The organism is Bradyrhizobium sp. BR 1432, from assembly GCF_051547705.1.
GTDB lineage: Bacteria > Pseudomonadota > Alphaproteobacteria > Rhizobiales > Xanthobacteraceae > Bradyrhizobium > Bradyrhizobium zhanjiangense.
The window spans coordinates 5,775,814-5,799,267 of the sequence record NZ_JBPUGF010000003.1 but is presented as its reverse complement, the minus strand read 5'-3'; the positions used below and the strand labels follow the sequence as shown (position 1 = coordinate 5,799,267).

Here is a 23,454-nt window from a genome sequence, read left to right as displayed (position 1 = left end):
CCTTTCGGGTCGGGCTCTGCCAAAGCGATGCGGCGCGCCCCCGTCGGGGGCGGCCCCTCACGGCGCTGCCGCTTTTTCAAATGCCTTCCGGAACAGGCGAGCCATCAACTCCTTGGCTTCCTGCTCAGTCGTTGCTGGTGACGGCTTTTTGAATTTGCGTCTCGCGTGCCTCGCCCAATTCGCTGTCTGTTTGAGCCGTTCAACCTCGGCAGGGACCCAATCGAGCGCGAAGAATGTGTCCTCGCGCTTCTTGTTTTCTCCGAACCGCTCGATCAAGCACTCCAGCGCCTTGTAGATGTCGAACCAAAATGTCGGCGGATGCGGCTGATCAGGCGCCGACACTCGGCCAAAGTAAATCAAGGCATCTTCTAAGAGATCATCGTTATCCGCGATTGCCGCCCATCTCTGGACTTGGCTCCGCGTGGGCAGCGGATCAAGCTTCGGCTTACCGTCCGGGCCAATCACGACAGCCGCCGCGTGTATTCTCGATCGCGCGAAACACGCAGCATCGGCGAACATGGTTCGATGCATCTTGCCATCACATGCAAATTCAACAACGCCGCCGAATTGGAGCGACTCGCCTTGCATCATGACGAACATCGCCCCGTTCAATCGCTCAATATGAGCAATAACCCGATCACGCACCTCATCTGCCGATGTAAGATCGTCGAGCGAGTTGGATCGCAGGATAGTGTCAGACCCGTGCTCCTCGACCCATGGATCAAAGGGCGGCTTGAGCATGTCCCGCCAATCCTGTAGGTCAAATTCGTGACCTCGAAGCACGGCTCCCCAACGATTTGACATCAATGCTCCTCCTCTGGATGCCCCGACGGGTACGGCATGATCTCACGGGTCTCGGTCAGCCGGATCATATACATCGGCAGCGGCCGCCGCGACCGACCAAACCGATGAATGCAGCCCGCGATGATAGGCGCTATCGCGGCATAGCGACCGAAAACCAATTTCCGTGTTCTGCCGGGATAGACGCACCTGAAATCTACGTTCAAAAAGAGAGCTTCCATGCGTGAACTGGGGGAGCAACCCTTGCCGCCAAAGAAGCCATCTGGCACCGGGAATTCGGGTGACGTCACCTCGGCGGGTGAGCCGTGGTCGCAAGTGTCAGAAGACGTTCTCCCCTATGTGGAGTGGATGGACGGGCGGCACGGCTCGGCCAAAAGAGAGCCCTGCCGCCGATAGATGAGGTGCCCATTCCAACGGTCCTGTTCGAGCTTTCTCATTTGCACGAGAACCGGCCGCGTGGATCAAAGGCAATGATCGATGTAAACGGTGCACGCCAACGGCTTGCGGGACTGTCGTCCCGGCGCTTGGCTGGTGAGTCCCTACACAGGATGGCGATGGGCAAAATGGCCGACCGGCGAAATCGGGTGGGTCCCGAACGAGGTGGACTTGCCGGAGGCGCTTCGGGTCAGTTCCAGCGATGCAACTCTGTAGCCTTTGAGCCGGAATTCGGCAGGCCGACCGCTCGCCCGCTGGAAATGCTCTGTGGGGAACTAACGGAGGGGTTGACCCGATCTATCCCGTCCGTGTTGATGCAACTATTGCGATACTGCTGTCAGGTAAGCCGGGGGGCCAACCGACGTGACGCCCGATGATTTTATCCGAAAGTGGAAGAACGTCGAACTGAAAGAGCGGGCGGCGGCACACTCCCATTTCATCGACCTGTGCCGAATGCTCGACGAGCCGGCACCGACCGATGTCGATCCGACGGGCGAGTGGTACGCCTTTGAGCGCGGCGCGACCAAGACGACCGGTGGCGAGGGTTGGGCCGACGTCTGGAAGCGCGACCATTTCGGCTGGGAGTACAAGGGCAAGCGGAAGGACCTCAAGGCGGCCTTTGCGCAACTGCAACAGTATGCCCTAGCGCTGGAAAATCCGCCGCTACTGGTCGTCTGCGATATGGATCGGTTTGAAATCCATACAAACTGGACCAACAGCGTTTCGGCGGTCCACGAATTCGGCCTCGACGATCTGCGCGACGCCAATGTACGGCAAAAGCTGAAATGGGTGTTCTCTGATCCCGGAGAAGCTCAAACCGGGCAAGACACGCCAGGTTCTCACCGAGGAAGCCGCCGCCGAATTCGCCAAACTCGCTCTGCGTCTGCGCGACCGAGGTCACGCGGCCGAAACGGTTGCCCATTTCATCAACCGGCTGGTCTTCTGCATGTTCGCCGAAGACGTCGATCTTCTGCCCAACAAGATGTTCAAGCGGATGCTGGAACATGCATCCTCGCGACCAGAAGAATTCCAATCGCTTGCGAGCGATCTTTTCAAAGCGATGCAGTCCGGAGGGCGGGTCGGCTTTGAGCACGTCGCATGGTTCAATGGTGGCCTGTTCAATGATGACACGGCGCTGCCACTGGATCATGACGACATCGCGCTAACGCTTGTAGCGGCGAACTTAGATTGGGCTGAGATCGACCCATCCATTCTCGGCACCCTGTTTGAACGCGGTCTTGATCCGGACAAGCGCTCCCAATTGGGTGCGCACTACACGGATCGGGAAAAGATCATGATGATCGTCGATCCCGTGATTGTGCGCCCGTTGCTCGCCGAATGGGAAACAGCAAAGGAGAAAATAGCAGGTTCAATCGAGAAATCGCACTCCGCGAAGTCGGCAGGTGCACGCACGAAAGCCCATGATCAAGCCGTCGCCGACTACCGCTCTTTTTTGAACAAGCTTCGGGCGTTCCGTGTGCTCGATCCGGCGTGCGGCTCCGGCAATTTTCTCTATCTCGCCCTACTGGCGCTGAAAGACATCGAACACCGGATCAGCATCGAGGCAGAAGCGATGGGCTTGCAGCGAGAATTCTCGCAGGTGGGCCCTGCGGCGGTCAAAGGGATAGAAATCAACCATTACGCTGCGGAACTCGCCCGCGTCTCGGTTTGGATCGGCGAAATTCAATGGATGCGCCGCAACGGTTTCGGCGTCTCGGACAGGCCAATTCTCAAGCCGCTAGACAACATCGAATGTCGCGACGCGCTGTTGAATGCCGATGGTTCGGAAGCTCAATGGCCTGACGCCGACGTTGTGATTGGCAATCCTCCGTTCTTGGGTGACAAGTCAATGCTGAGCACCCTTGGGCGCGACTACGTGACTACGCTGAGACAGCGATTTGCGGGTAGGCTGCCGGCCGGCGTGGATTTGGTCACCTACTGGTTTGAGAAAGCTTGGACAGGCATCGTTGAAAAGAAATTGCATTCGGCGGGTTTGGTATCGACACAAACGATCCGGCGCGGGTCAAACAGGACAGTCCTCGACAAGATCGTTTCGGAGGGAAAGATCTTCGATGCGTGGTCCGATGAACCATGGGTCGTTGATGGCGCCGATGTTCGGGTTTCACTGGTCGCGTTTGCAGGAAATGACCTTGGTCGACCTGTCGTGTTGAATGGCAAGCCGGGCATTCGAATTTTCTCGGATTTGACGAGCGGCGGAACTGATCTGACCAAGGCGGCCGGATTACCGGAAAACTTTCATGTTTGCTTTCAGGGGCCGGTCAAGGTCGGCCCCTTCGAAATTGAAGGCGAACTCGCAAGAAAGTGGCTGTTGCTTCCAACCAACCCAAACGGACGACCAAATGGCGACGTAGTTCGGCCTTGGTTGAACGGCCAGGATATGACGCGGCGGCCATCGGATCGATGGATCATCGACTTTGCGGACATGACCAAAGAGACCGCCGCGCTTTACTGAAGCACCCTTCGAATACGTTCGAAAGACGGTCAAGCCACTACGCGACAATAACAACGATCGAAGCCGCCGAGAGAATTGGTGGCGGTTGGGCAGGTCAGGAGCGGACCTTCGCGCCGCTTGCAGCGCTCTGTCACGCGTAATTGCTACGCCCCGCGTCGCAAAGCATCGATCGTTCTCGTGGATTGCGCCGCAAGTGCTGCCCGATAGTCGAATTAACATAATCGCGCGCGAAGATGATGTGTGTTTTGGCATTTTGCTCAGTCGGTTTCACGAGGCATGGTCGCTGCGGCTCGGGGGAATGCATGGCGTGGGCAACGATCCCCAGTACACTCCGAGCACTGGGTTCGAAACCTTCCCGTTTCCAGAAGGGCTTTCTCCGAATATTAGTCCAGCAGCATACGCAGATGATCCGTGGGCTGATCGCATTGGTAAAGCGGCAATTGCACTGAACGACTTGCGCGAAAAATGGCTTAATCCGCCTGATCTCACCCGTCGGGAGCCGGAGGTTGTTCCCGGCTTTCCGGACCGGCTAGTTCCGATCGATGATGCAGCCGCGAAAATATTGAAAAAGCGGACGCTAACCAACCTGTACAACGAGCGGCCGACCTGGCTCGCTAATGCTCATGCCGATCTCGACGCCGCTGTGGCCGCAGCATACGGTTGGCCAGCGGATATCTCAGAAGAGGATGCACTCGCGCGGCTGTTTGCGCTCAATCAGGAGAGGGCCGGCGCCGCGAGTGCTGCCGAGATGCTGGACGAACCGGCCGAATAAGAAGTGCGCGAATGCTTGAGATTGGGCGGTGGGGCCGGCCGAGTGTCTCCTCCTATTGCGCCTGCGTCACTCGTTGTCCGATGTCTCTGAGCCAACCGATCACCTCATCTGCCGGATCACACTGAGCGAGACGGGCGCGGGTCATCTCGGCAACAGCCGCTGTGTTGAGCAGCGTCTTTGCCTGTCCGGTTTTTTTGTTGCATTTCTTTAGATCATTGACGGGCCAAGGTGTACCTGCCGTAGCAGTGTGTACTGCCTGCGCAACAAGCGTGGGGACGTCGTCAAAGTCGGCGAACGGCGCGCCGAAGGTGACGACTATGTTTTGGTGTTGGTAGGCTTCTAGAATGGCGTCTGGATGGAGGAAGTTCTCCATTTCGCGCTTACTGGTCATGACAGCCGAACATCCGTCGCGCGCGTTCACCTGAGCAGCAAATTCATCGTACTTCCCGGGCTGCGGCGGTGGGTTGTCGCGGTCATAGATGTGGAACTCGGGCCTGTTCAGGGGGTGAAGTCGAGACGTCCAAAGCGCGAGATTGTTGCCCCCAAACGGGAAGAAGATGAGTTCACCGGAAATCTCAAGCGCATCAATATCCGGAACATCCACTCCGTCGGCCCTGAGCACTTTGCTCATGCCCTTGAGGAAAGAGATGTCGTGCTTTCCTTCAACGCCCACGAACAGCTTGACGGAATGATCCGGCAAGACGCCCAGCGATTGTGCGATCCGGGCGTTTGTGTCGGGCCCACCGGTCATAATGGTCCGAGCGCCGTTCTGGGCCTCAATGAAGCGTAGCGAGGCGTCGGGCAGCCCCCGGGCAAGCATCGGAGTGTGTGTGGTCACGACAACCTGGCGCCCCGCCGTGGCAGACAGGTCGGAGAGCGCAGACATCAACATGCGCTGGTTGCGCGGGTGCTGGCTCGTCTCGGGTTCTTCAATCGCGTAGATCACTGAGCCCTTCTGGCTCTCGATCGCAGCCTTCTCGGCCTTCGCCCGGAAGAAATTCAGGAGCACTAGGCGCTTGATCCCGCTTCCTCTCTTATTGAGCGGAATACCCTCGTCTCCTGTAATGCTCGTTTGGAATAGGCTGTCCCACTTCTTGGTCGTCACAACGGGATTGAGGCTTTCTGCGACGGATGCGTCCATCTCCTTGATCTTCTGGACGGTCGCCTCCGCGATCCTTCGGACTTCCGCCTCGACATGGGCTTGGACTTTGGCCAAATCCTGCTCGACAGCCTTTAGCGCGTCGCGAATGGCCGCCTTTAGTGGGTCCTGCGCCTCGGCGTCTTGATCGGTGCTCGCTCTGTCAGATTTGAACAGCGCGAACGCTGGAAGGTAGGGTGCGAGAGCGGACCAAACCTGCTTTCCGCCCTCTTTCTCCAAGGATACAAGCACCTCTGCTAGGGCGAGTTCTCCCGCGCTTTGCCAGATCGCCGCACGGATCGGCGCGTTGGCCTGCTTGTTCACGTTTGTGAGATCAATACCCAGCTTAGTGGCGCGCGCGAGAAGGTCGGCTTTCTTCAATTCCAGTAGGTTGCTTACTCCCTCGGCAGTGGGATGGCGAGCGATAGCTTCCACAGAGATAAGCTTGGGGGTCGCGAGCGAGCCGTCAAAGGTTTTGCGGATCTCGAGCCGCGCCCGCTCGTTGAGCAGATACTCAGTTTCCAGACTGGTTTCGTAGTCTGCATCTAAGATGATCTTTTCTGGAACGTCGTCAAACTCGCATGTTATCCGCACCGCCTTGCGGTCACCGGAAAGGCAAGCATCATCTTTGTCAGGCTTGGCGTCCTCGAAAAAGATCGCCAGACCATCCATGATCGTGGATTTCCCAACGTCATTTCGACCCACAATTGCAGTGATGTCGTCGAAATCGATGCAAACTTCGTCTTTGAAACAGCGGAAATTCTCTAACTTGAGCTTGGTCAGTTTCATGGAGCCCCCCGGCACTGGAGGGCATGCTACAAAGGGTTGCGAATTTTTCTAGTGCTCGGAGCCGGATATGCGTGCCCGGCAGGATGATCTCCACAAGATCGATGCGACCGAGGCCCTAGCGCTGGGGCTTGGCCCGCTTTTGAAAGGTACTTTGGGGCGGATCGACCTTCGCGGGTACGCGGGACCGCCCGCCATCGGCATATCTGGCTGCGGCCTTTTTCGATTTTGCTCCGAGGCGTAGTATCGCCAAAACCATGAGATAAGCGTTGCGATGACCCTGGATGAAGTATGGATGGCGTGGCAGCGGCTTTCGCGGCCCGATCGCTCCAAGTTCTTGGCGCGGCTCAGAGGGGTCTATGCCGAGGAACGCGCGGCGGTGCTGCGGAAGAACGAGCGCGCCGCTCATGGGGCGCGGGTCGAGAGCCTCATGGACTTGACGGTGACCCCCGCCGATTTGGGTTTAGAGCGCCGCTGGTGAGTCCGCCGGCCCCGGGCTACCGGAGGCCGGGCCGCTTGCGTAAACGCGCGAAAACCCGTTTACGGCCCCGGGAAATCGGCGCCAAGCGGCGGACGGGAAACAGGAGCCGTCCGCCGCCGCTGCGCCGCCGCCGCCCATGCCAGGAGTTCATCGGCGGCGCATCCGTGGAATGCCTACGCGCCGACGTGGCGAATGAGGCCGGCCTCACCTTCTCCCTCGCGGGGCGGGCGCGGCGCAGCCGGGATCAATTCGACCCCCAACAGCGCACGCGGATCTATATCCGGCCGGTGCATGATCGTCGCTCCGCCGGCTTGCGCTTTCCAAACCAACTCGGCCTCTTGTCGTTGAACGGCTAGGAGATCGTCCAAAATCTGAGCCCCGGCTTGCTGGCGCTGCTCAGCGTCTAACGCGTTCTCGTCGTCGGCTACCTCGTCGATCGCGCGGTCCAGTGCCGCAATCAGCGCGTCCCGATGCAGCCACGCGAACAGGCCGAGCACGTCGGGTAACTCGACGAACCCGACGGCGCTCGGATCGGCATTGAAAATTCTGACTTGATGGGTTTGGGTCGGAAACGAAATCGGCTCACTATGGTCGATCGCGCAATCAGCCCGGGGCGCGCCGCTCTCAGCCAACTGCTCGATCCGATCGCGCATTTTCTTCTTCGCGATGGGCGACGGCCAGGGCGCCGCGCGGGCGCGAGATAGATCGGCCCGCAACTCGCGATCGCGACGACGACACCGTTCGATCCCAGTTAGCAGGTCCTCGCCCCTCTTCAATTCCGGGTCGACGGACGCGTGCATCGCGATGGCAGTACCGGCAGGGATTTTCCTAATCCAGTCCTCGGCATCCCTGATCAGCGCCTTCAAGGTGCTTGATCGTCCACCGCGCTCCTTGCTCAATTCGTCACGCCGCTTTAGTTCGGCCAATTTCAAATCCAAGCGCCGCTGCTCCTCGATGACACGCAAATCATCCTCGGCAAGGTTGAACCCGCCTGAACCTCGCGGCTCGCGCAATTGGCGCAGCCGGGCACGATGGCCTTCGATTTCGATACGCAAGGTCTGCGTATCCTCAACGGCGGCCCAGATGAGGGCATGATGGTCATCGCTTTGCCTCCGCAAATCGCGTAATCGCTCGGCGGCTGACTGGGGCAGCAGATCGGCTTCGTCGCCGATGCGAGGGACCATCAATCCGGGCGCGGGACCGGTAGCGACGCTAGTCGCAGTCGATCCGGCAGGGGCCAAGGGGAAGCCTGCTTCGTTTCGGAAGGAATTGTGCGTCATGACGTGCCTCGTTGAGTGCCGCTGGACGATCAGAGCACGTTCTGTTTGCAGCGAAATCGGCAAGCTCGCTGCAAGGAGGCCAAGGCGGCATTTTTTGGCGAGAGGAGATCGCGCCTATCATTGCAAGCGCTAGCAAAGATAAACATACTTCTATGTCGCAAGAGATCGAGCGCCGGAAAGCCTGAGCGAGCGCAGTGCTTAGCCGCGCCGGCCGAGGATATCGTTGATCGTCCTCACCGCCGGCACGTGGCCGCCGCGCAATTTCAAAATTTCCCAAATCAAGCGGCGGCGATCGTCGCGATGGCGGCATTCGAGATCGGCCCGGGTGCGCAGCCACGTGCTGCCAGCGTAGCGGCGCAACTCAGCATGGATCGCCTCGGCCTGCTGATTTCGGGTGAGGTTGGGATAGTACCGAGCCGCAAATTCCCTGATCAGGCTACCGCGCTGCTTGATAGCCAATTTCGTTTCAACCGACCTTTCACCCGGCTTGGCACGCAGTTGATCGCGCAGATCGGCCAACTCGGCTAACGTGAGTTCGGCGACATCGAGCCTGATAGTCATGGCGGCCCTCGCGGCTTCACGCCCCGGCGAGACGGAAGCTGGTCGAAGGGGTCGGGTTCTGAACAACACCCACCCTAAGAGTGGGTGGTGTTTGTTCAGACCCTCCCGATATCCCTTTCTGAACAGTTCTGAACAACTGGCTGAACATGTTCAGGCTTACTCTTGTGCTTCAATTGCAGGCATTTGCTCAAAAGCCTCATGCAAGCTGTTCGACCTGTTCAGGTGTTGAGCGGGTAGAGTTCCGCGCCCTTCTTCTGAACAAGCTGTTCAGCCGCCTTTTCCCCTCTTTGGTTAGGGTGATTTCCCCGCGCTTGTTCGCGAGCAGCTTGTCTCTCGTCAGCGCCCTGATGATCCGGGCGACCAGCACATGGTACGGCTCGCCGTTGCGCATTTTCCAGCCGAGCCGGCGCGCCAGATCGACCTGAGATGCCTTCCGGTTCTGCGGATCGAGCAGCGCGACGAGCAGTTCGTCCTCGTGGCGATGCGCGGCCCGTGCAATTTCCTCCCGCGCTTCCTCGGATAACGGCGAGGCGACGACGGTCGGGATCAGTCGCTCCTTGCTGTCCTTGAGCCGTTCGTGCGTCACCGCGCGAAGCTGGAAGTGCATCGGCACGAAATCCGGGCCACGGAACTTGCCTTGCGTCGAGAGTTCGACGGTGCCTGCGTTGACGCAGGCGGTGAGGTTTCCGTCAACCTCGGCCAGGAAGGCACCGCCGCCGCGTGGGGTGAGATGGTCATCGTTAGCATTCTTGGCGGGGTGGCAAGCCGCAATCACGCATGGATGGCCCGGCATGCCGGTGAGACTGCGCAGGCGGCGCGCATGGTCGCCGTGCTGCTTGTTGTCGTTCTCGTCATCGCCCTCGAAATAGGCGGCGCTGGTATCGACGATGATGAGGCTGAACTCGCCGATCCGCTCGATCTCGGCGTGCACGCGCGCGAGCATCTCGGATATCTTGAACGTGCCCGCGATGAAGAACACCTCGGCCTGATCGATGTCGAAGCCCATCTGCTGCGCCATTGGGATCCAGCGCATGCGCACATCGTCGGCGTTCTCGCCTGCGAGATAGAGCACGCGCCCCTGCTCGACGGTGCGATCGGTGATCGGCTTGCCGAGCGCGACATGGGCCGCGAGCCGCAGCATGATTGCCGTCTTGCCCGCGCCGGTCCTGCCGGTCACGCTGTAGATGAAGCGACGCTGTAGGACCCCCTCGATCACGTAGTCCGGCGGCATGAAGCCCGCGACGAACTCCGCGCTCGACAGGATCAGGGACGCAGGCCGGTATCGTTTAGCGCTATCGCTTCGGGCGCGAACGGCGTTGGTTCCTTCGGTGCGCTGCGTGTCGTTAATATCGACTTTCACGGCAGGCCCTCCACGCGTACCTCGATACTGCGCTGATCGAGCCGAGCCGCTAGGCCGAGCGCGCCGTCCCGACCGGCCTTGTCGGCGTGTGCATAGACGGTCACCGCCTCGATGTAGTTTGGGACCGTTTCGACCAGCTTCGGCATGAAGGTCGCGTTGCCTGCGGCCCACGCGCCGAGACCGGTTGCCTGATGCGCGGTCAGCCCGTCCTCGATGCCCTCGGTGATCGCGACGCCGAGAAGTTCGTTCGGCGGCGCGAGCACGATCGGCAAGTTGCCGGGGCTGGCGACGACCTTCTTCGGCTTATCCACGTCTGCCTTGCCGGTGCCGTCCGGTTTCAACAGAGTGAGATGCACCGACGCGACGCCGCGCGGCTCGCCGAGCAGCCCGGGCTCGACCTCGTCGGGCAGCGCGAACGCCGCGATCATCGCGGGGTGGTGCTCGGGCTTGCGCGGCGGCAGGAACGCGAGCGTCGGCGGCAGAGGGCAGATGATGCCGCGAACCTCGCGCAGATAGCGCTCTGCGATAGTGCCGCCGATCGGCTGGCGCTGTGCCCACAGCCACCGCGCCTTCTCATGTTGCTGGCGCAGTTCTTCCGCCTCGCGGGCCTCGCGCTCGACCCGCTCACGCTCTAGCCGTTCGCGCCTCTCAAGGGCCTGCTGCTCGCGGGCGCGGCGCTCGTCATCGGTCTCGGTGCGGCCATCGGGCGGCGGCCCGGCCAGCGTCTCGACAGCGCGCAGGAAACCGCAGCCGTCGAGAAACTGGACGAGCGCGATTGCATCACCACCGCCGACTCCGCAGCCACGGCAATTGAACAGGCCGCGCCTGAGATCGACGCCGAAGCGATCTCGGCCGCCGCAGTTCGGGCACGGCCCCGCAAGCTGACCGCTGCGGCCTTTCAGGCTCTTGATGATCCCGCGCTCCCACAAGACCGACGCGGTGCGCACGGCGCGGGCGGTCTCAATCCAGATATCGTGGATGCCGGTCATGGCGCTCTCCTTGCCCTTGCGAGGCGGAGGCGACCGGACTAAAACGCGAGGGCTACTTGCGATGCCCGACCTCTCTCGTCCGGTCGGTCAGGTGTTGGAAACGCCGTCGCTCCGTGAGGGAGGGCGGCGTTTCTTAGGCCGCGATCTCCGTGCTTCTTATTTGGCCCGGCGGACGCCGGGCCCTTTCGGGTTGGCGCGTGCGCGTCCTTTGATGCGAGGCGTCTCGGGCTCCTCGATCTTGCGCAACCACGCGGCGATGGGCACGCGCAGCAAGCCACCGAAACGCAAGGTTGGAATTTCGCCGCGCTGGGCGGCGGCATAGGCCGCATTTCTCGTGAGTCCGACCATTCGGCCAGCTTCGGGGACCGTGATCGTCAAGACCGCTTTTCCTTCGGTCGCGGCCGTCCGGATTACATTCGCCATGACTGTTCTCTGCATGCGCCATCTATTACGCAAATCAAGATCAGGCATAATCGGCCACAACTCCCATTGACGGTCAAGGAAAATGCGTCATAGATGGCGCAGATTAAGGAGCCGCCCATGCCGCGCACCGTCGTTAGTTCTGGCAAGCCGAAGAAAGCGATGGGCAAGCGGCATCCGCTCAACATGCGAACGACCGAGGAACTGCGGGATCGCATGGAGGATGCTGCCCGACGTTCGGGCCGATCACTCGCCGCCGAGGTCGAGGTGCGGATGGAGCGTTCGCTAGACCGGCAGGACTATCTGATCGAGCATTGGGGTCAGGACGTTTTCGACATCGCCGATAGCATGGCGAAGGCGCTCTGGCACATCGAGCAGTTCACCGGCCAGCGCTGGGTCGATGATGAGCGCACCTTCGAGCTTTTCAGCCTAACCATGCTGGAGTTGGCGCGCTCCTATCGAGACCTCGTTCTGCGAAATGCGCGCGAGAGACCGGCGGGCGCCTTCAAGGACAAGTCCCCGACCGAACTCGCGCAGATGTTCGCCTCTCTCGGCGGCATCAATCCGCCCCGACCTGGCACGGGCAAGGATCGGTCGATGGCAGATGCGCGGGCGGATCAGCGGGCCAGCCGCGAGGCGTGGAGCAAGACCATCGAGCGGTTGGGGTCGCGACCGATACCTGCGGCCCGGATCAAGGAGAGGAAACCATGAAAGATCGGATCGCCGCTCGACCATGAGCGGGGCGTTCGTCGCCGCGATCGTTGCGGTGATGGCCGCCCCCGCAGTCGAGATGGAGTTTGTGATGATCGCAGCAAACCGACGTGAAGCCGAGGCGGTAGACGACGCACTGGATGATGGGGCGCGCCCCCAGCCCATGCTGACCGAGCAGGAGATTTTGCGGCTCATTCCGATCGGGCGGGCCACGTTGTTCCGCATGATGAAGGAGGGCACGTTTCCCAAGGGGACGTTCGTCTCCAAGAACCGGCGGCTCTGGCTCTCGTCCGAGATTGCCCGCTGGCAGCGCGAGGTAGACGCCTACGTTCCAGCCCGCCGCCGTGGCAAGGGCAAGGGGCGCGGCCGGCGGGCTTTGGGCGGCCCGGCCTAGCGCCAATCAATGAGACTGGGGCCTAAAAGGGCCCGACCGGAAACGGCCGGGCCTTTTCTTTGGCCGCGAATATAGCCGAAGACTTTGATATATAAGCGTTTTATCCGTTCTTTGACGAACGAAAATTTCGCTGGCGGAAAGGACCACACGGTTTTGCCGTACGCGCGGTTCGCCTGCGCCACAGGGTTCGACGGCGTTGTGCACGTTGCCATCGAAATGCTGGCGCGACGAACCTGACAGCGTCGTTCGTCCGCGCGAAGCCTAGGGCTCACGGAGAGCAATCCGCCCTGCCCCTAGCCTCTTGCGCCCGACGCTGCCGCGTCCACCGCTCCCCGGCTCTGCGATCATCACGACATATGATCGCCCCTCAAGGGTGAGCCGGGATGAGCGACACATACGCCAATTCCGAATTTCGGTAAAGCGGAATATTTTTGCGAGCTGGGATTGACTGAGGGGCGACACAGCAAAATCCCGCATCCCGGATGGAGCGCCAGCGTAATCCGGGACGATGCGAGATGCCGGGCGCTCCGTCCGGGCTACACGACCACACGCTACGACCCGAAGTCCTTTGGGCTGAACGGCAAATCCAACACCTTCCATTCCCCGTACAAGGCGGCCGGCAGCATCTTGTAGGGCTGGCAGTTCTGGAGCGCGCTCATTGCGGACTTCACCAGGGCGACGCCCTTCGCGGATGGCGGGGCCGCCATCAGGATCGGCTCGCGCGCCAGTGTGCCGTCGGCGGCGAGCACCGTACGCAGCTTGATGTGGATGTTGTCGGTCGGCGCGACCCCGGCCGGCAGCTTGGCGCAGCTTTTCAGGTGCCGACGTAGCTCGGCGATGACCTCCGGTGGCAGCTTGGCGGCGATCGAATCCTTGGCGTCGCCGCCGTCGTCTTTGGGGGTATCCTTCGGCAGCTCCGTCGGCAATTCAGGCGGCAGGCCCAGCATGACGCCGTATTTGACGGTGACGTCAGGCTCCGGCGCCTGATAGGCCGGCGGCGGCGCGGCCTGGGGCTGCTGCATCGCCTGTGGCAGCGATTGCGGCATCGGTTGAGGCTGGGCTTGCGGCGGAGGCTGTTGCGGCTGTGCGTTGGCCTCGCGCGGCTTCGGTGAAGGCGAAGGCTGCTGTTGCGGGGAGCGTTGCGGCTCGGGCGAAGCTTGCGGTGATGGCGATGGCGCGGCCTGCTGCTTGGCCGCCGCATCCGACTTGTCGGTGAAATCCAGCTTCGGCAGTTTCAGGTCGGGCGTCGGCTCCGGCGGCTTCTCCGTGGCCGCCTCTTTCGTCTCCTGCTCCTTGATCTCTTCCTTCACCTGCTCCGGCGTGACGATGTCGACCGAAACAGTCTCGGGCGCCGCGGCATGGAACGGATGGACCTCGCTGATCAGGATGATCAGCGCCACCAGCGTCAGATGCGCGATCGCCGACGCCGCGACCTCCGTCCGTATGATCTTCCGCAGTTCCATCGACTGATCTTGGGTTGCCGTCGCGGTCCTAGCATACCCCAGGCCCCCCTCAATCCCATTTCGGCGCGAAGCCGAAATCGGTCAGGCGGCCCTTGGGATGGGCCAGCGCGGCGATCCGGCTCATCTCGTCCTCCGACAGCTCGAAATCGAAGATCTCGATGTTTTCCGACAGGCGCTCGACGCGCGAGGTGCGCGGGATCGCAGCGACATTCTGCTGCACCAACCAGCGCAGGCACACCTGTGCCGGCGTCTTGCGATGGGCGCGGCCGATCTCCGCGAGCGTCTGGTCGGTCTTGATGCGACCCTTGGCGATGGGACTGTAGGCGACGAGGGCAAGACCATGCTGGTCGCAAGCCGCCCTCACCTTCGCCTGGTCGAGATAAGGGTGATATTCGACCTGGTTGCAGGCGAGCGGCTCGGGCGATAACGCCACCGCCTGCTCGATCAGCGCCACCGTGAAATTGGAAACGCCGATATGGCGGGTCAGGCCCATCGTCTTCGCATGCGACAGCGCTCCAAGCGTCTCCGCCAGCGGCACGTGCGAATTCGGCCAGTGCAGCAGCAACAGGTCGACGGAGGGAAGCCGCAGGCGGGCGAGGCTCTCCTTGACCGAGCGCTCGAGATCGTGGGGCGCGAAATGGTTGGTCCAGACTTTCGTGGTGAGGAAGATGTCGTCGCGGCGCACGCCCGAGGACCGCAAGCCGTCGCCAACCTCGCGCTCGTTGTCATAGACCTGCGCGGTGTCGATGTGGCGATAGCCGAGCCGCAGCGCCTGCTCGACCACGCGCGCGGCCGGCCGGCCATCCAATTCCCAGGTGCCGAGCCCGATCGCCGGGATCCTTGCACCATTGGCCTCGACGAACAGCATGAGGAATCCTCTCTGTTGCGGCAGCCCCAAATCATCCAGGCGTCATTATGGACCCGGCCCATGTCACTGCCAACGCAAGCCCGCGGCAGTTCGGCCGGATATTCAGGGCAATGCTAACGTGAGGTTCGCGTCGAGCTCTTGGCGCCAGGCCTTGGCCGTCAGATCTTGGTCGTCAGACCTTGGCGAGCGCCTGGAACACCGTATCCGGTGCATGCGCGATCACGGCGAGCAGCGCGCGGGCCGGTCCCCGCGGGGCGCGCTTGCCCTGCTCCCAATTGCGGATGGTCTCGACGGGGACGCCGAGCTTGGCGGCGAACTCCATCTGGGTGAGACGGGCGCGGCGGCGCAAATCGCGCACCGCGAGCGGGCCGGTGTCGCCCGACGCGGCATTGGCCGCCGGCCGGACCGGAAATTCCTGCCCGTCCCGCAATTCGACGATCCGCCCGTCCGCCTTCAGCCGCAACCGCATGCTCATTCCCCCAAGCACGGACGATGATGCGGCAGGTCGCTTAAGTTCGGATTAAAGATACCGAGGTCTCGTGCCCCGGACGCGGCGCGCCCGGGACAGGGAGTGAGGAGCCCCCGTGCCCACCCCGTCATTGCGAGGAGCTCTTGCGACGAAGCAATCCAGACTGCCACCGCGGAGGGTTTCTGGATTGCTTCGCTGCGCTCGCAATGACGGGAGAGAGCGCGGCGCCTCAAACTACCTCCTACTTCAACCCGAACCAGAGCGTCGCAATACCGAGGAAGGAGAAGAAGCCGACGACGTCGGTCACGGTGGTGACGAAGGTGCCGGACGCCACCGCCGGGTCTGCCCTGACACGGTCGAGCGCCATCGGGATCAGGATGCCGCCAAGCGCGCCGGCGACGAGATTGCAGATGATGGCAAGCCCGATGACGATGCCGAGGCCCGGGATCTTGAACCAGGCCACGGCCGCGATCCCCGTGATCACGGCGAAGGCGAGACCGTTGACGAGGCCAACCAAGCTCTCGCGGATCACGACGCGCCAGGCGTTGAAGGAGCCGAGCTCGCGGGTCGCGAGCGCCCGCACCGCCACCGTCATGGTCTGGGTCGCGGCATTGCCGCCCTGGCTCGCCACAATCGGTGCCAGCACGGCGAGCGCGACCATCTTCTCGAGCTGGCCTTCGAACAGGCCGAGCACGGAGGACGCCAGGAACGCAGTGGCAAGGTTGACGAGCAGCCAGTTGAAGCGGCCGCGGGCGATGGTGAGAAACGTGTCCGACAGCTCTTCGTCGCTGGTGACGCCGCCGAGCGCCTTGAGGTCCTCGTCAGCCTCCTCCTCGATGACGTCGACGACGTCGTCGACGGTGATGACGCCGACCAGGCGGTCCTGGGTGTCGAGCACGGGCGCTGCGACGAGATTGTACTTGCCGAACATGCGCGCCACCTCCTCCTGGTCCTCCAGGACGGAAACGCGGCGGCGGTCCTCGTCGGTCAGCTCGGTGAGCGGCACCGGGCGGCGTGCGCGCAGCAGCACGTCGAGCGGCACCGCGCCCTGCCAGTGCTGGTCCTTGTCGACGACGTAGATCTCGTAGAAGCGGTCGGGCAGGTCCGGCGTCTCGCGCATGTAGTCGATCGCCTGGCCCACGGTGAAGTCCTGGGGCACCGCGATGAACTCTGTCTGCATCCGGCGGCCGGCGGAATTTTCCGGATAGAGCAGGCTGCGCTCGAGCGCGACGCGCTCGCGCAGCGGCAGCTTCTCGAGAATTTCCTCCTGATCCTCGGCGTCGAGGGTCTCCAGCAGCTCAACCGCGTCGTCGGATTCGAGCTCGCGGACACCTTCTGCGACCGTCTCCGGCGGCAGTTCCTCGAGGATCTCCTCGCGCACGGCCTCGTCGACCTCGTTCAGCGCGGAGAAGTCGAAGTCGCGCCCGGTCAGCTCGACCAGGCGGACGCGGTCGTCGGGCTGCAATGCACCGATCAGGTCGCCGAGGTCGGCCTCATGCAGCTCGGCGACGATCGCGCGCAGCTGTGCGGAGTCTGCGGCCTCGATCGCATGCGCGATCTCCTCGACGAATTCGTGCCGAATTTCGCCGTCTTCATTGCGCATCGGCACGTGCTCGAGTACCGAATCCGCAGCGGGAGGGGCAACGTCCATTTGTTCATCCATGGCGCGCCTCGCCGTTTGACAGGTTGGATCAGATGGTCTGGGCTGACGGCTCAGGCAATACCCACAAGCGAACTTCGAGCGCAATGACAAAGATGCATCGGCCGGAATGGACCTCGATGGCGCTGGGCGCGGTGCTGGCCGGCCTCGTCGGCGCGACCTCGCCGGAAGCCGCCGAGTGCCCGCGCAAGGACGCGCTCGGCACTTCGCGCGTTCTGAGCGTCGACGCCAAGACTACCCCGCGCGTCGGCCTGAAGAGCTTTCCGCAGACGCTGCCGCTCGCCGATCGCGAGGTCGTGCTGACCTTCGATGACGGCCCACATCCGCCGACCACCTCGAAGGTGCTGGCGGCGCTGGCGCAGGAATGCGTGCGTGCGACCTTCTTCCTGATCGGCCTGCACGCCTCCCAGCATCCAGACATGGTCAAGCGCATCGCCAGCGAGGGCCACACCATCGGCCATCACACCTTCTCGCACCCGTTCATGGCGCGGCTTCCGCTCGACAAGGCGAAGAGCGAGATCGACCGCGGCATCGCGGCCGACGAGATGGCGCTGCACGGGGTGTCGACCACGACGCCCTCGACGCCGTTCTTCCGCTTCCCCTATTTCGAGGCAACACCGGGACAGCTCGACCTGCTCCAGGCGCGCGGCATCGTCGTGTTCGGGGCTGACCTCTGGGCCAGCGACTGGAACGAGATGACGCCGGAGCAGGAATTGAAGCTCGTCACCGAGCGCCTTGCCGCCAGCGGCAAGGGCATCATCCTCTTCCACGACCCCAAGGCGCGCACAGCCGCGATCATGCCGGCCTTCCTGCGGTATCTGAGGGAGAATGGCTATCGGGTGGTTCACATCGCGCCGGCCGGCCCCGCGCAGAAGCATGCCGACGCGCATTGATGCCGGAATGTCACGCCGGCGCAAAATGGGGTGATTTAGGCCCTGTTAACACTCTGTTCATGCTAGCCCATGCAAATGGTCGGGGGACCTGTCATGGGAAAGGGTTCTTTGCGCCTGAACCGGTTTCCAGACGTCTCCGACCTATTAAGGCGGCCATCGCATATGGGGGCAGACGAAGGTTCATGATCGGAAGTAGCGTTGTTTCGCGGACGCGATCGTGGAGCGCCCTTGGCCTGTTGTTGGGATTGCTGACCACCGCTTCGCCGGCGGCGCTCGCAGCCGACTGTCCCGGCCATCCGGACGCGCTCGGGACCTCCCGCACCCTCGTGGTCGATCCGCGCGAGCATCCGCTGATCGGCACCATGCAATATCGCGAGACGCTGCCGCTGAAGGACCATGAAGTGGTCCTGACCTTCGACGACGGTCCGCTGCCGAAATATTCCAACCAGGTGCTCCAGATCCTCGCCGGCGAGTGCATCAAGGCGACCTTCTTCATCATCGGCAACCAGGCCAAGGCCAATCCGGAAGGGGTGCGCAAGCTGGTGGCGGCGGGCCACACCGTCGGCACCCATAGCATGGACCATCCGCTGACGTTCGACCGGATGCCGATCGAGAAGGCCGAGGCCGAGATCAACGGCGGCATCGAATGGACCTCGGCCGCGATGACCGATCCGTCCAAGCTCGCGCCATTCTTCCGCATTCCCGGCCTGATGCGCGCCGAAGGCGTCGAGAACCATCTGATCTCGCGCGGCATCCAGGTCTGGAGCGCCGATTTCCCCGCCGACGATTGGCGCCATGTCTCGTCCGACCGGGTCTATCAGCTCGCGATCCAGCGGCTGGAGGCCAAGGGCAAGGGCATCCTGCTGCTGCACGACATCCAGGCCCGCACGGTGGCGGCGCTGCCGAAGATCATCCGCGACCTCAAGGCGCGCGGCTATCGCATCGTCCATGTGGTGCCTGCGACCGCCGACCGGCCGGCCACACCGACGACGCCAGTGGAATGGCTGCTGCATCCTCCGACCGAGACGACGCCGATCGCGCGCTGGCCGCGCGTGCCGAATTTCGTGTTCGCGCAGGCCGGGACGCTGCCGGCGCCCGCTGTTGCCGACCTCAATGCGCAGACCGAGCATCAGCCGCTGCTGCCGCGCCGGACCATGGCGCTGGCGAATGTCGCGGCCACCCTGCCCGTGCCGGACCGCGACCTGTTTGCGATTCCCGAGGGCTCGGTCGAGGTGCTGCTGTCGACGACCGCCTCACGGCGCGCCGCGACGCGGCTGGCCATGGCAGCCGAGAGGCCTCATGCGGCCAAGGGCAAGGCAGCCAAATCGCCGGGACGGCGGACGGCACATGCCGCGCATGGCACACCGAAGCACGCTGCGCAGGCCAGCAGCCCGGCGCCCAAGCCCGCCGCGCCGCGTCCGACCGGGGTCGCCAGCCTGAAGAAGCGCGCTTAAAGCCCTACTGCCGCATGATCGCGGCGACGCAGAGCAGCACGATCAGCGCCAGGAAGAACAGGTCCATATAGGACTTGAGCTCGCCGTCGCGCCGCAGCCGCGCAACGTCGGCGACGACCTGCTTGCGCGCCGAGGTTCCGCCCGAACCATCATTGATCGGGGCCTGAAGCCGCCGCGTCTCGGCCTCCAGCTTCTCGATCTTCTGGAAGAAATAGAACGCGCGCAGCGTCGAGGCTGCGCGCATGGCGGCATAGACCAGCACCAGGATCGCCAGGATCGCCCGGTTCGGGTACTTCTCCATGAAGTTCAGGCTGAAATAGACCACCGCCATGAACGCGAAATTGGTGATGAAGCGGTAGACGAAGCTAAGAAAAACCATGCTGGCTCGAGCCTTGAAGGGGTAGCGCAACCGGATCGTCGCGCCTACGGGATCAGGGGCCAGACCGGAGCAGCCGGCCTGGATGCCGTGCAGGCCCGTCTACGCCAAGTTTGTTTCAACAAAGATACTTTCGCCCCGCAACTCGCCGCCTTTTAGCCACACGCGGCCATATTGCAAGCCGGAGCACGCCGTCGCCCCATTCCCGCGCCGCTTGCCCGCAACGGCTCAATGGCGATTTGGCGAAAGTCGCGATAGACTATCGACCGCCGCCACATGTGGGGTCTGCCGATGCCGAAGAAGGGAATCACGGGCCACGACGATTGGGTTCTGACCGAGGCGCTTGCGACCGCGCTGGTCGCGCTGGAGCAGCTCGAGCCAAAGCACCGGCCGAACGCGCATATGGACGACATCCGCAAGATGCTCTCGAACGGCAAGGAGCCGGCGGCGGTGAGTTTGCACCTGGCCCAGGCCAAATGCCGCCTGTTTCCCGACCTCGATCCGCTGGAGATCTACCGGGAATACGGTATCGGGGAGGAATACGGCTAAACGGCCGGTCGACGACCGAGCTAAGGGCCGCCGGCCACTGATCCCGCGATCACCATGACCAGGGCGCCAAGGTCGACCTTGCCGTTGACGGTCAGCTCGTCCGAGCGTTTCACATCGTCCGAGCCTTGAACCTTGAGCGCTTGGGGCCGGTCGGCGGCTTGTCTTTGCAGCTCGCCGATGATGGCTTCCTTGAGTTTCTCTTCCAGCATGGGCTTTGTCCTTTCAGGCCGCCATCGCGCGGCAGGATTGGGCGCACGAGCGGCACATCGCGACGCATTCGTCCATGCCGCCGATCCGCTCGCAATCCTCGGCGCATTCGGCGCAGATTTCGGCGCATTCGCCGCAGGTGTGCTTGTGATGCGGCGTGTTGATCAGCATGAAATGCGCGGCCGTCCGGCACATCTCGGCGCAGGCCATCATCAGGCGGAAGTGCTTCGGCTCGACGTGCTTGCCGGCGGTCTCGAGGCAGTGGTTCATCGCGGTGCCGAGGCAAATCTGGTAGCAGCTCATGCAGAGCCCGATGCAGCGCGTCATGTCTTCGGACTGAGCCATCCGTTCTCTCCAATCGCGCGCCCCACTCCGCTCGACCAAAGCGGGGCAACGCGCTTCGTTCCAGGTTCCGGTCGCCGCGCTGTGTCATTTGGGGTTTGGGTCCGCAAGACCGGCACCGGGCTCCTCGAGCCGCCCGCCCCGCGCCAGCCGGACCGCGTTGCCGAGCGCGCGCGCTGCATTCTGCACCTGCTGCTGGAATTCGTCGTCTTCATCGAGCTCGCGGTGCGAGGTGGCGTATGGCTCCATGTAGCCGACATAGCCGTCGAGCTCGGCGAAGCGGCCCGCCGAGGTCAGCTGCATGTCTGTCAGCCAGTCGGACAAGGCGCGGCGGACGTCCTCGGCGCCAACCGCATCGCCGTGAACGACGATGCCGAAATGACGGCCGGCGAGATGACGCGGATAAGACCAGCCCTTCAGCTCCATCGCCTTGGCTTCGGCGGCCTTCTTGCCGTGGGTCGAGCTCGGATCGGGATTGCCGCCGTCGGCGCAGACCATGCGGTCCATCATCGCCTTGAGCCCGGCCGGCACGTGATACCAGTTCACCGGCGCCACGATCAGGATGCCGTGTGCAGCGACCCAGAGCGGGTAGATCTCGTTCATCCAATCGCCGGTCTGCCCCAGCGAATAGTTCGGATAGCAGCTGCACGGCCAGTGACAGAGCGGCATCGCGGTCGCAACGCAGGATTTGCAGGGATGGATATTCTTGCCGAATTCCGAGGCGAGCCGTGACAGATCGAGAATGTCGACGGCAAATCCCATCTCGATGAAGACCGGCTCGGCCAGCTTGACCAGGCGCCAGGTCTTGGACATCTCACCAGGACAGGTGTGCTCGCTGCGGGCCGAGCCGTTGATGATCAGGATCCGCGGCGTCTCGGCGGCATCGTCATGCCGACGCTGCGCCGCAAGCACGGCGGCGCGCGCCTCCAGCCAATCGACGGCGATGTCGTAATCGGGATCGGCGAAGCCCGCGCCCGCCTTGCGCGTCAGCGGCGCCTTGCGCGAATGGCTGTAGGCGTCCCAGGCGGCACCGACGACGGCATCGAGCTCGCGTTGCAGCGGGGCAAAGGCGGGATCGACGAACTGGCTCCGGTAACGCCGCTCGAACTCCTCGCGCGACAGCCTGACGGGCGGCATCCCCTTGCGAATGTCGGCGTCCATCATGCTGGCTCCTGGCGAAGTCGGTACCGTCCGACCAACCCGGGGCACTCCGCGCGGTTCCCATAGCTCTACTGGCGCACCATCTCCTGGGGCAGATCGAAGCGCGCGATGCGCTGGTCGAGCCGCCACAGCTCGATGCGATGCAGCAGCACGAGCGCGGCGGCTTCGCGCTTGGCCTGCTCGTCATTGTCGCAGACGAGATTGACGCATCCGAACACACGCCCGTCCGGCTCGATCTGGAACGCGCGATAGTGCTTCATGCTTCCCATCTTCATTGTCCTCGTCGTGGGTAGACGGGTGCGCTCAGCCAGTCGGTCAAGTTCGAGGTCACTTCGTTCTGCTTGGCGCGCTGCAGCAGCATCTCGCGTTCCTTGCCCGGCGGCAGGCTGCGCGCGCGCTCGCGGGCGTTTTCGGCGAATGTCGTCAACCGCTGCTGGAGCGATTGGGTCTGTTTCCTGCGGTTACGTTTGGCGGTCATCGTATTTTCACGAGCAATTCGGATGGATGGAAATTGCCGGCTGAGGGCGGCCCAACCGGCAGATTGTAGATTCCGCCGCATCAGCCGGTTCCGGCATTTCAATAAGTTAAGTGCGTGATTTTACGCGCCGCCAGGATGCGCAGCGGGTTGCCAGCGCCCTTTCGATTGCGCCGGAACCGAAATGCTGATGCTGCACGCTCCAACCGCGGCTGCATTAGTCCGGCGGCTGCAGGCCCGGCGACCTCAGCCACTCACTCATCTGAGACCCTGTTTCCGCCTGCCGCGCCTTGCGCAACATCTCGTCGCGTGCAGCGCCGGGCGGAAGCGATTTGGCCTCTTCGCGCAGCCGCTCCGCCTCGGCCGCCAACCGGATTTCCAGAGGATCCGTATGCTTGAATCGATGCCGCATCGACATCAGGCGTTCTCCTTGTTTCTGGGCGGAGCGCGCCATTGCGTTCTCGTCACTGCTCTTCACTGCAGTGGGAGACCAACGTGCCCGATCGGGAGCGGTTGCGTCGCTGACATGGAAAGTTGACGCGTTTCCAGCCGCCCTCAACACAAGCGCACCGCCAGAGAGACGTGCCGGTCTTGGTCAGTACGACTTACATATGCTGCCGGTACGCTCTGGTGGGAAGAGCTACGAGCTTTTCCCCGGAGACAAAGCGAAGATTAAAACGAAGATTAACCTGGTTGGTGGTCGAAAGCGGAGGGATCGATCATGATCCAGAAATGACAGACACCCTGTTCGCACGCGCTCAACTGGCACTCGAAGAAAACGGCGAAATTCGAAAGCAGCGCCACCTTCTTCGGACGCAGTTCGACGATGTGCGCGAGAAGCTTCGACTGTCGATCTACGAAAGCGCAAGCGTCCGCTCCGAGATCAAGGCACGTCAGGACAATGAGGGGCGATGCTCGCCCCGGCGGACAACGTAG

Annotated in this window: 28 protein-coding genes; 10 read left to right on the top strand and 18 right to left on the bottom strand. The window is 62.7% G+C overall.

Translation table 11 applies throughout. From position 1 onward, the window contains the following. Positions 1–57: 57 nt before the first annotated feature. Positions 58–741, bottom strand: a complete 684-nt coding sequence (locus ACSKB8_RS28035) for a hypothetical protein (protein WP_438107735.1) — start codon at positions 739–741, stop codon at positions 58–60. An 858-nt stretch (positions 742–1,599) separates the two neighbouring features. On the opposite strand from ACSKB8_RS28035, the gene ACSKB8_RS28030 reads away from it, so the two are divergent. From ACSKB8_RS28030 to ACSKB8_RS28020, 3 genes are all read left to right on the top strand, one after another. Continuing rightward, entirely contained in the window at positions 1,600–2,325 is a 726-nt protein-coding gene (locus tag ACSKB8_RS28030) for a type IIL restriction-modification enzyme MmeI (protein WP_438107734.1), read from the top strand. After that, complete coding sequence (locus tag ACSKB8_RS28025; RefSeq protein ID WP_438110704.1) at positions 2,207–3,709, top strand: class I SAM-dependent DNA methyltransferase; 1,503 nt, start codon at positions 2,207–2,209, stop codon at positions 3,707–3,709. The genes ACSKB8_RS28030 and ACSKB8_RS28025 overlap by 119 nt, the downstream gene beginning before the upstream one ends. Before the next feature lie 193 nt (positions 3,710–3,902). After that, a complete protein-coding gene (locus tag ACSKB8_RS28020) occupies positions 3,903–4,481 on the top strand; it encodes a hypothetical protein (protein WP_438107733.1) in 579 nt (192 codons plus the stop codon). A gap of 52 nt (positions 4,482–4,533) precedes the next feature. On the opposite strand, the gene ACSKB8_RS28015 is transcribed toward ACSKB8_RS28020, so the two are convergent. Then, the gene (locus ACSKB8_RS28015; RefSeq protein WP_438107732.1) at positions 4,534–6,408 is read right to left on the bottom strand and encodes an ATP-binding protein; all 1,875 of its coding nucleotides are present in this window, start codon (positions 6,406–6,408) and stop codon (positions 4,534–4,536) included. A gap of 271 nt (positions 6,409–6,679) precedes the next feature. Here ACSKB8_RS28015 and ACSKB8_RS28010 point away from each other — a divergent pair, with 271 nt between their 5' ends. Next, on the top strand, positions 6,680–6,886 hold the full coding sequence (locus ACSKB8_RS28010; protein ID WP_438107731.1) for a hypothetical protein: 207 nt from the start codon (positions 6,680–6,682) through the stop codon (positions 6,884–6,886). Between the two features lie 173 nt (positions 6,887–7,059). On the opposite strand, the gene ACSKB8_RS28005 is transcribed toward ACSKB8_RS28010, so the two are convergent. The 5 genes from ACSKB8_RS28005 to ACSKB8_RS27985 form a co-directional block, all read right to left on the bottom strand. Beyond that, a complete protein-coding gene (locus ACSKB8_RS28005) occupies positions 7,060–8,166 on the bottom strand; it encodes a hypothetical protein (RefSeq protein ID WP_438107730.1) in 1,107 nt (368 codons plus the stop codon). Between the two features lie 198 nt (positions 8,167–8,364). Next, positions 8,365–8,727, bottom strand: a complete 363-nt coding sequence (locus tag ACSKB8_RS28000) for a hypothetical protein (RefSeq protein ID WP_438107729.1) — start codon at positions 8,725–8,727, stop codon at positions 8,365–8,367. Between the two features lie 196 nt (positions 8,728–8,923). Continuing rightward, positions 8,924–10,087 (bottom strand): AAA family ATPase, encoded by a 1,164-nt coding sequence (locus tag ACSKB8_RS27995; protein ID WP_438107728.1) that lies wholly within the window; start codon positions 10,085–10,087, stop codon positions 8,924–8,926. Beyond that, on the bottom strand, positions 10,084–11,076 hold the full coding sequence (locus ACSKB8_RS27990) for a DUF7146 domain-containing protein (protein ID WP_438107727.1): 993 nt from the start codon (positions 11,074–11,076) through the stop codon (positions 10,084–10,086). Before ACSKB8_RS27990 ends, ACSKB8_RS27995 begins: the two co-directional genes overlap by 4 nt. A 156-nt stretch (positions 11,077–11,232) precedes the next feature. Next, on the bottom strand, positions 11,233–11,454 hold the full coding sequence (locus tag ACSKB8_RS27985) for a helix-turn-helix domain-containing protein (protein ID WP_438107726.1): 222 nt from the start codon (positions 11,452–11,454) through the stop codon (positions 11,233–11,235). A gap of 162 nt (positions 11,455–11,616) precedes the next feature. Between ACSKB8_RS27985 and ACSKB8_RS27980 the strand changes: the two genes are divergently transcribed. Together ACSKB8_RS27980 and ACSKB8_RS27975 are read left to right on the top strand one after the other, a co-directional pair. Further along, complete coding sequence (locus ACSKB8_RS27980; RefSeq protein WP_438107725.1) at positions 11,617–12,207, top strand: TraY domain-containing protein; 591 nt, start codon at positions 11,617–11,619, stop codon at positions 12,205–12,207. A 22-nt stretch (positions 12,208–12,229) separates the two neighbouring features. Next, positions 12,230–12,601, top strand: a complete 372-nt coding sequence (locus tag ACSKB8_RS27975; RefSeq protein ID WP_438107724.1) for a helix-turn-helix transcriptional regulator — start codon at positions 12,230–12,232, stop codon at positions 12,599–12,601. A 551-nt stretch (positions 12,602–13,152) separates the two neighbouring features. On the opposite strand, the gene ACSKB8_RS27970 is transcribed toward ACSKB8_RS27975, so the two are convergent. From ACSKB8_RS27970 to mgtE, 4 genes are all read right to left on the bottom strand, one after another. Continuing rightward, on the bottom strand, positions 13,153–14,064 hold the full coding sequence (locus ACSKB8_RS27970) for a hypothetical protein (RefSeq protein WP_438107723.1): 912 nt from the start codon (positions 14,062–14,064) through the stop codon (positions 13,153–13,155). 49 nt (positions 14,065–14,113) lie between these two features. Beyond that, positions 14,114–14,932, bottom strand: coding sequence for an aldo/keto reductase (locus ACSKB8_RS27965; RefSeq protein ID WP_128933273.1), 819 nt, complete (start codon positions 14,930–14,932; stop codon positions 14,114–14,116). Positions 14,933–15,104: 172 nt separating this feature from the next. Next, entirely contained in the window at positions 15,105–15,407 is a 303-nt protein-coding gene (locus ACSKB8_RS27960) for a helix-turn-helix domain-containing protein (RefSeq protein ID WP_091889582.1), read from the bottom strand. A gap of 235 nt (positions 15,408–15,642) precedes the next feature. Beyond that, complete coding sequence (mgtE, locus tag ACSKB8_RS27955) at positions 15,643–17,064, bottom strand: magnesium transporter (RefSeq protein ID WP_091889584.1); 1,422 nt, start codon at positions 17,062–17,064, stop codon at positions 15,643–15,645. A 116-nt stretch (positions 17,065–17,180) separates the two neighbouring features. On the opposite strand from mgtE, the gene ACSKB8_RS27950 reads away from it, so the two are divergent. Next, on the top strand, positions 17,181–17,954 hold the full coding sequence (locus ACSKB8_RS27950; RefSeq protein WP_438110702.1) for a polysaccharide deacetylase family protein: 774 nt from the start codon (positions 17,181–17,183) through the stop codon (positions 17,952–17,954). Between the two features lie 182 nt (positions 17,955–18,136). Then, the gene (locus ACSKB8_RS27945) at positions 18,137–19,408 is read left to right on the top strand and encodes a polysaccharide deacetylase family protein (RefSeq protein WP_438107722.1); all 1,272 of its coding nucleotides are present in this window, start codon (positions 18,137–18,139) and stop codon (positions 19,406–19,408) included. A gap of 4 nt (positions 19,409–19,412) precedes the next feature. Here ACSKB8_RS27945 and ACSKB8_RS27940 read toward each other — a convergent pair whose 3' ends face one another. Then, positions 19,413–19,787 (bottom strand): hypothetical protein, encoded by a 375-nt coding sequence (locus ACSKB8_RS27940; protein ID WP_091889588.1) that lies wholly within the window; start codon positions 19,785–19,787, stop codon positions 19,413–19,415. A gap of 288 nt (positions 19,788–20,075) precedes the next feature. On the opposite strand from ACSKB8_RS27940, the gene ACSKB8_RS27935 reads away from it, so the two are divergent. Further along, positions 20,076–20,333: a hypothetical protein gene (locus ACSKB8_RS27935; protein WP_212092892.1), complete on the top strand. Its 258-nt coding sequence runs from the start codon at positions 20,076–20,078 to the stop codon at positions 20,331–20,333. A 20-nt stretch (positions 20,334–20,353) separates the two neighbouring features. Here ACSKB8_RS27935 and ACSKB8_RS27930 read toward each other — a convergent pair whose 3' ends face one another. The 6 genes from ACSKB8_RS27930 to ACSKB8_RS27905 all read right to left on the bottom strand — a co-directional run bounded on the left by ACSKB8_RS27930 (position 20,354) and on the right by ACSKB8_RS27905 (position 22,936). After that, positions 20,354–20,542: a hypothetical protein gene (locus ACSKB8_RS27930; RefSeq protein WP_438107721.1), complete on the bottom strand. Its 189-nt coding sequence runs from the start codon at positions 20,540–20,542 to the stop codon at positions 20,354–20,356. A 13-nt stretch (positions 20,543–20,555) separates the two neighbouring features. Continuing rightward, positions 20,556–20,885, bottom strand: a complete 330-nt coding sequence (locus ACSKB8_RS27925; protein WP_438107720.1) for a four-helix bundle copper-binding protein — start codon at positions 20,883–20,885, stop codon at positions 20,556–20,558. An 84-nt stretch (positions 20,886–20,969) separates the two neighbouring features. Next, positions 20,970–22,046, bottom strand: coding sequence for a flavodoxin family protein (locus tag ACSKB8_RS27920; RefSeq protein ID WP_438107719.1), 1,077 nt, complete (start codon positions 22,044–22,046; stop codon positions 20,970–20,972). A gap of 65 nt (positions 22,047–22,111) precedes the next feature. Continuing rightward, positions 22,112–22,312 carry a hypothetical protein gene (locus tag ACSKB8_RS27915; protein ID WP_438107718.1) on the bottom strand — a complete coding sequence of 67 codons (201 nt, stop codon included), beginning with the start codon at positions 22,310–22,312 and terminating at the stop codon, positions 22,112–22,114. Between the two features lie 2 nt (positions 22,313–22,314). Then, a complete protein-coding gene (locus ACSKB8_RS27910) occupies positions 22,315–22,521 on the bottom strand; it encodes a hypothetical protein (protein WP_438107717.1) in 207 nt (68 codons plus the stop codon). Between the two features lie 214 nt (positions 22,522–22,735). Next, positions 22,736–22,936, bottom strand: coding sequence for a hypothetical protein (locus ACSKB8_RS27905; protein WP_370986049.1), 201 nt, complete (start codon positions 22,934–22,936; stop codon positions 22,736–22,738). Between the two features lie 314 nt (positions 22,937–23,250). On the opposite strand from ACSKB8_RS27905, the gene ACSKB8_RS27900 reads away from it, so the two are divergent. Next, positions 23,251–23,454, top strand: coding sequence for a hypothetical protein (locus ACSKB8_RS27900; RefSeq protein WP_438107716.1), 204 nt, complete (start codon positions 23,251–23,253; stop codon positions 23,452–23,454).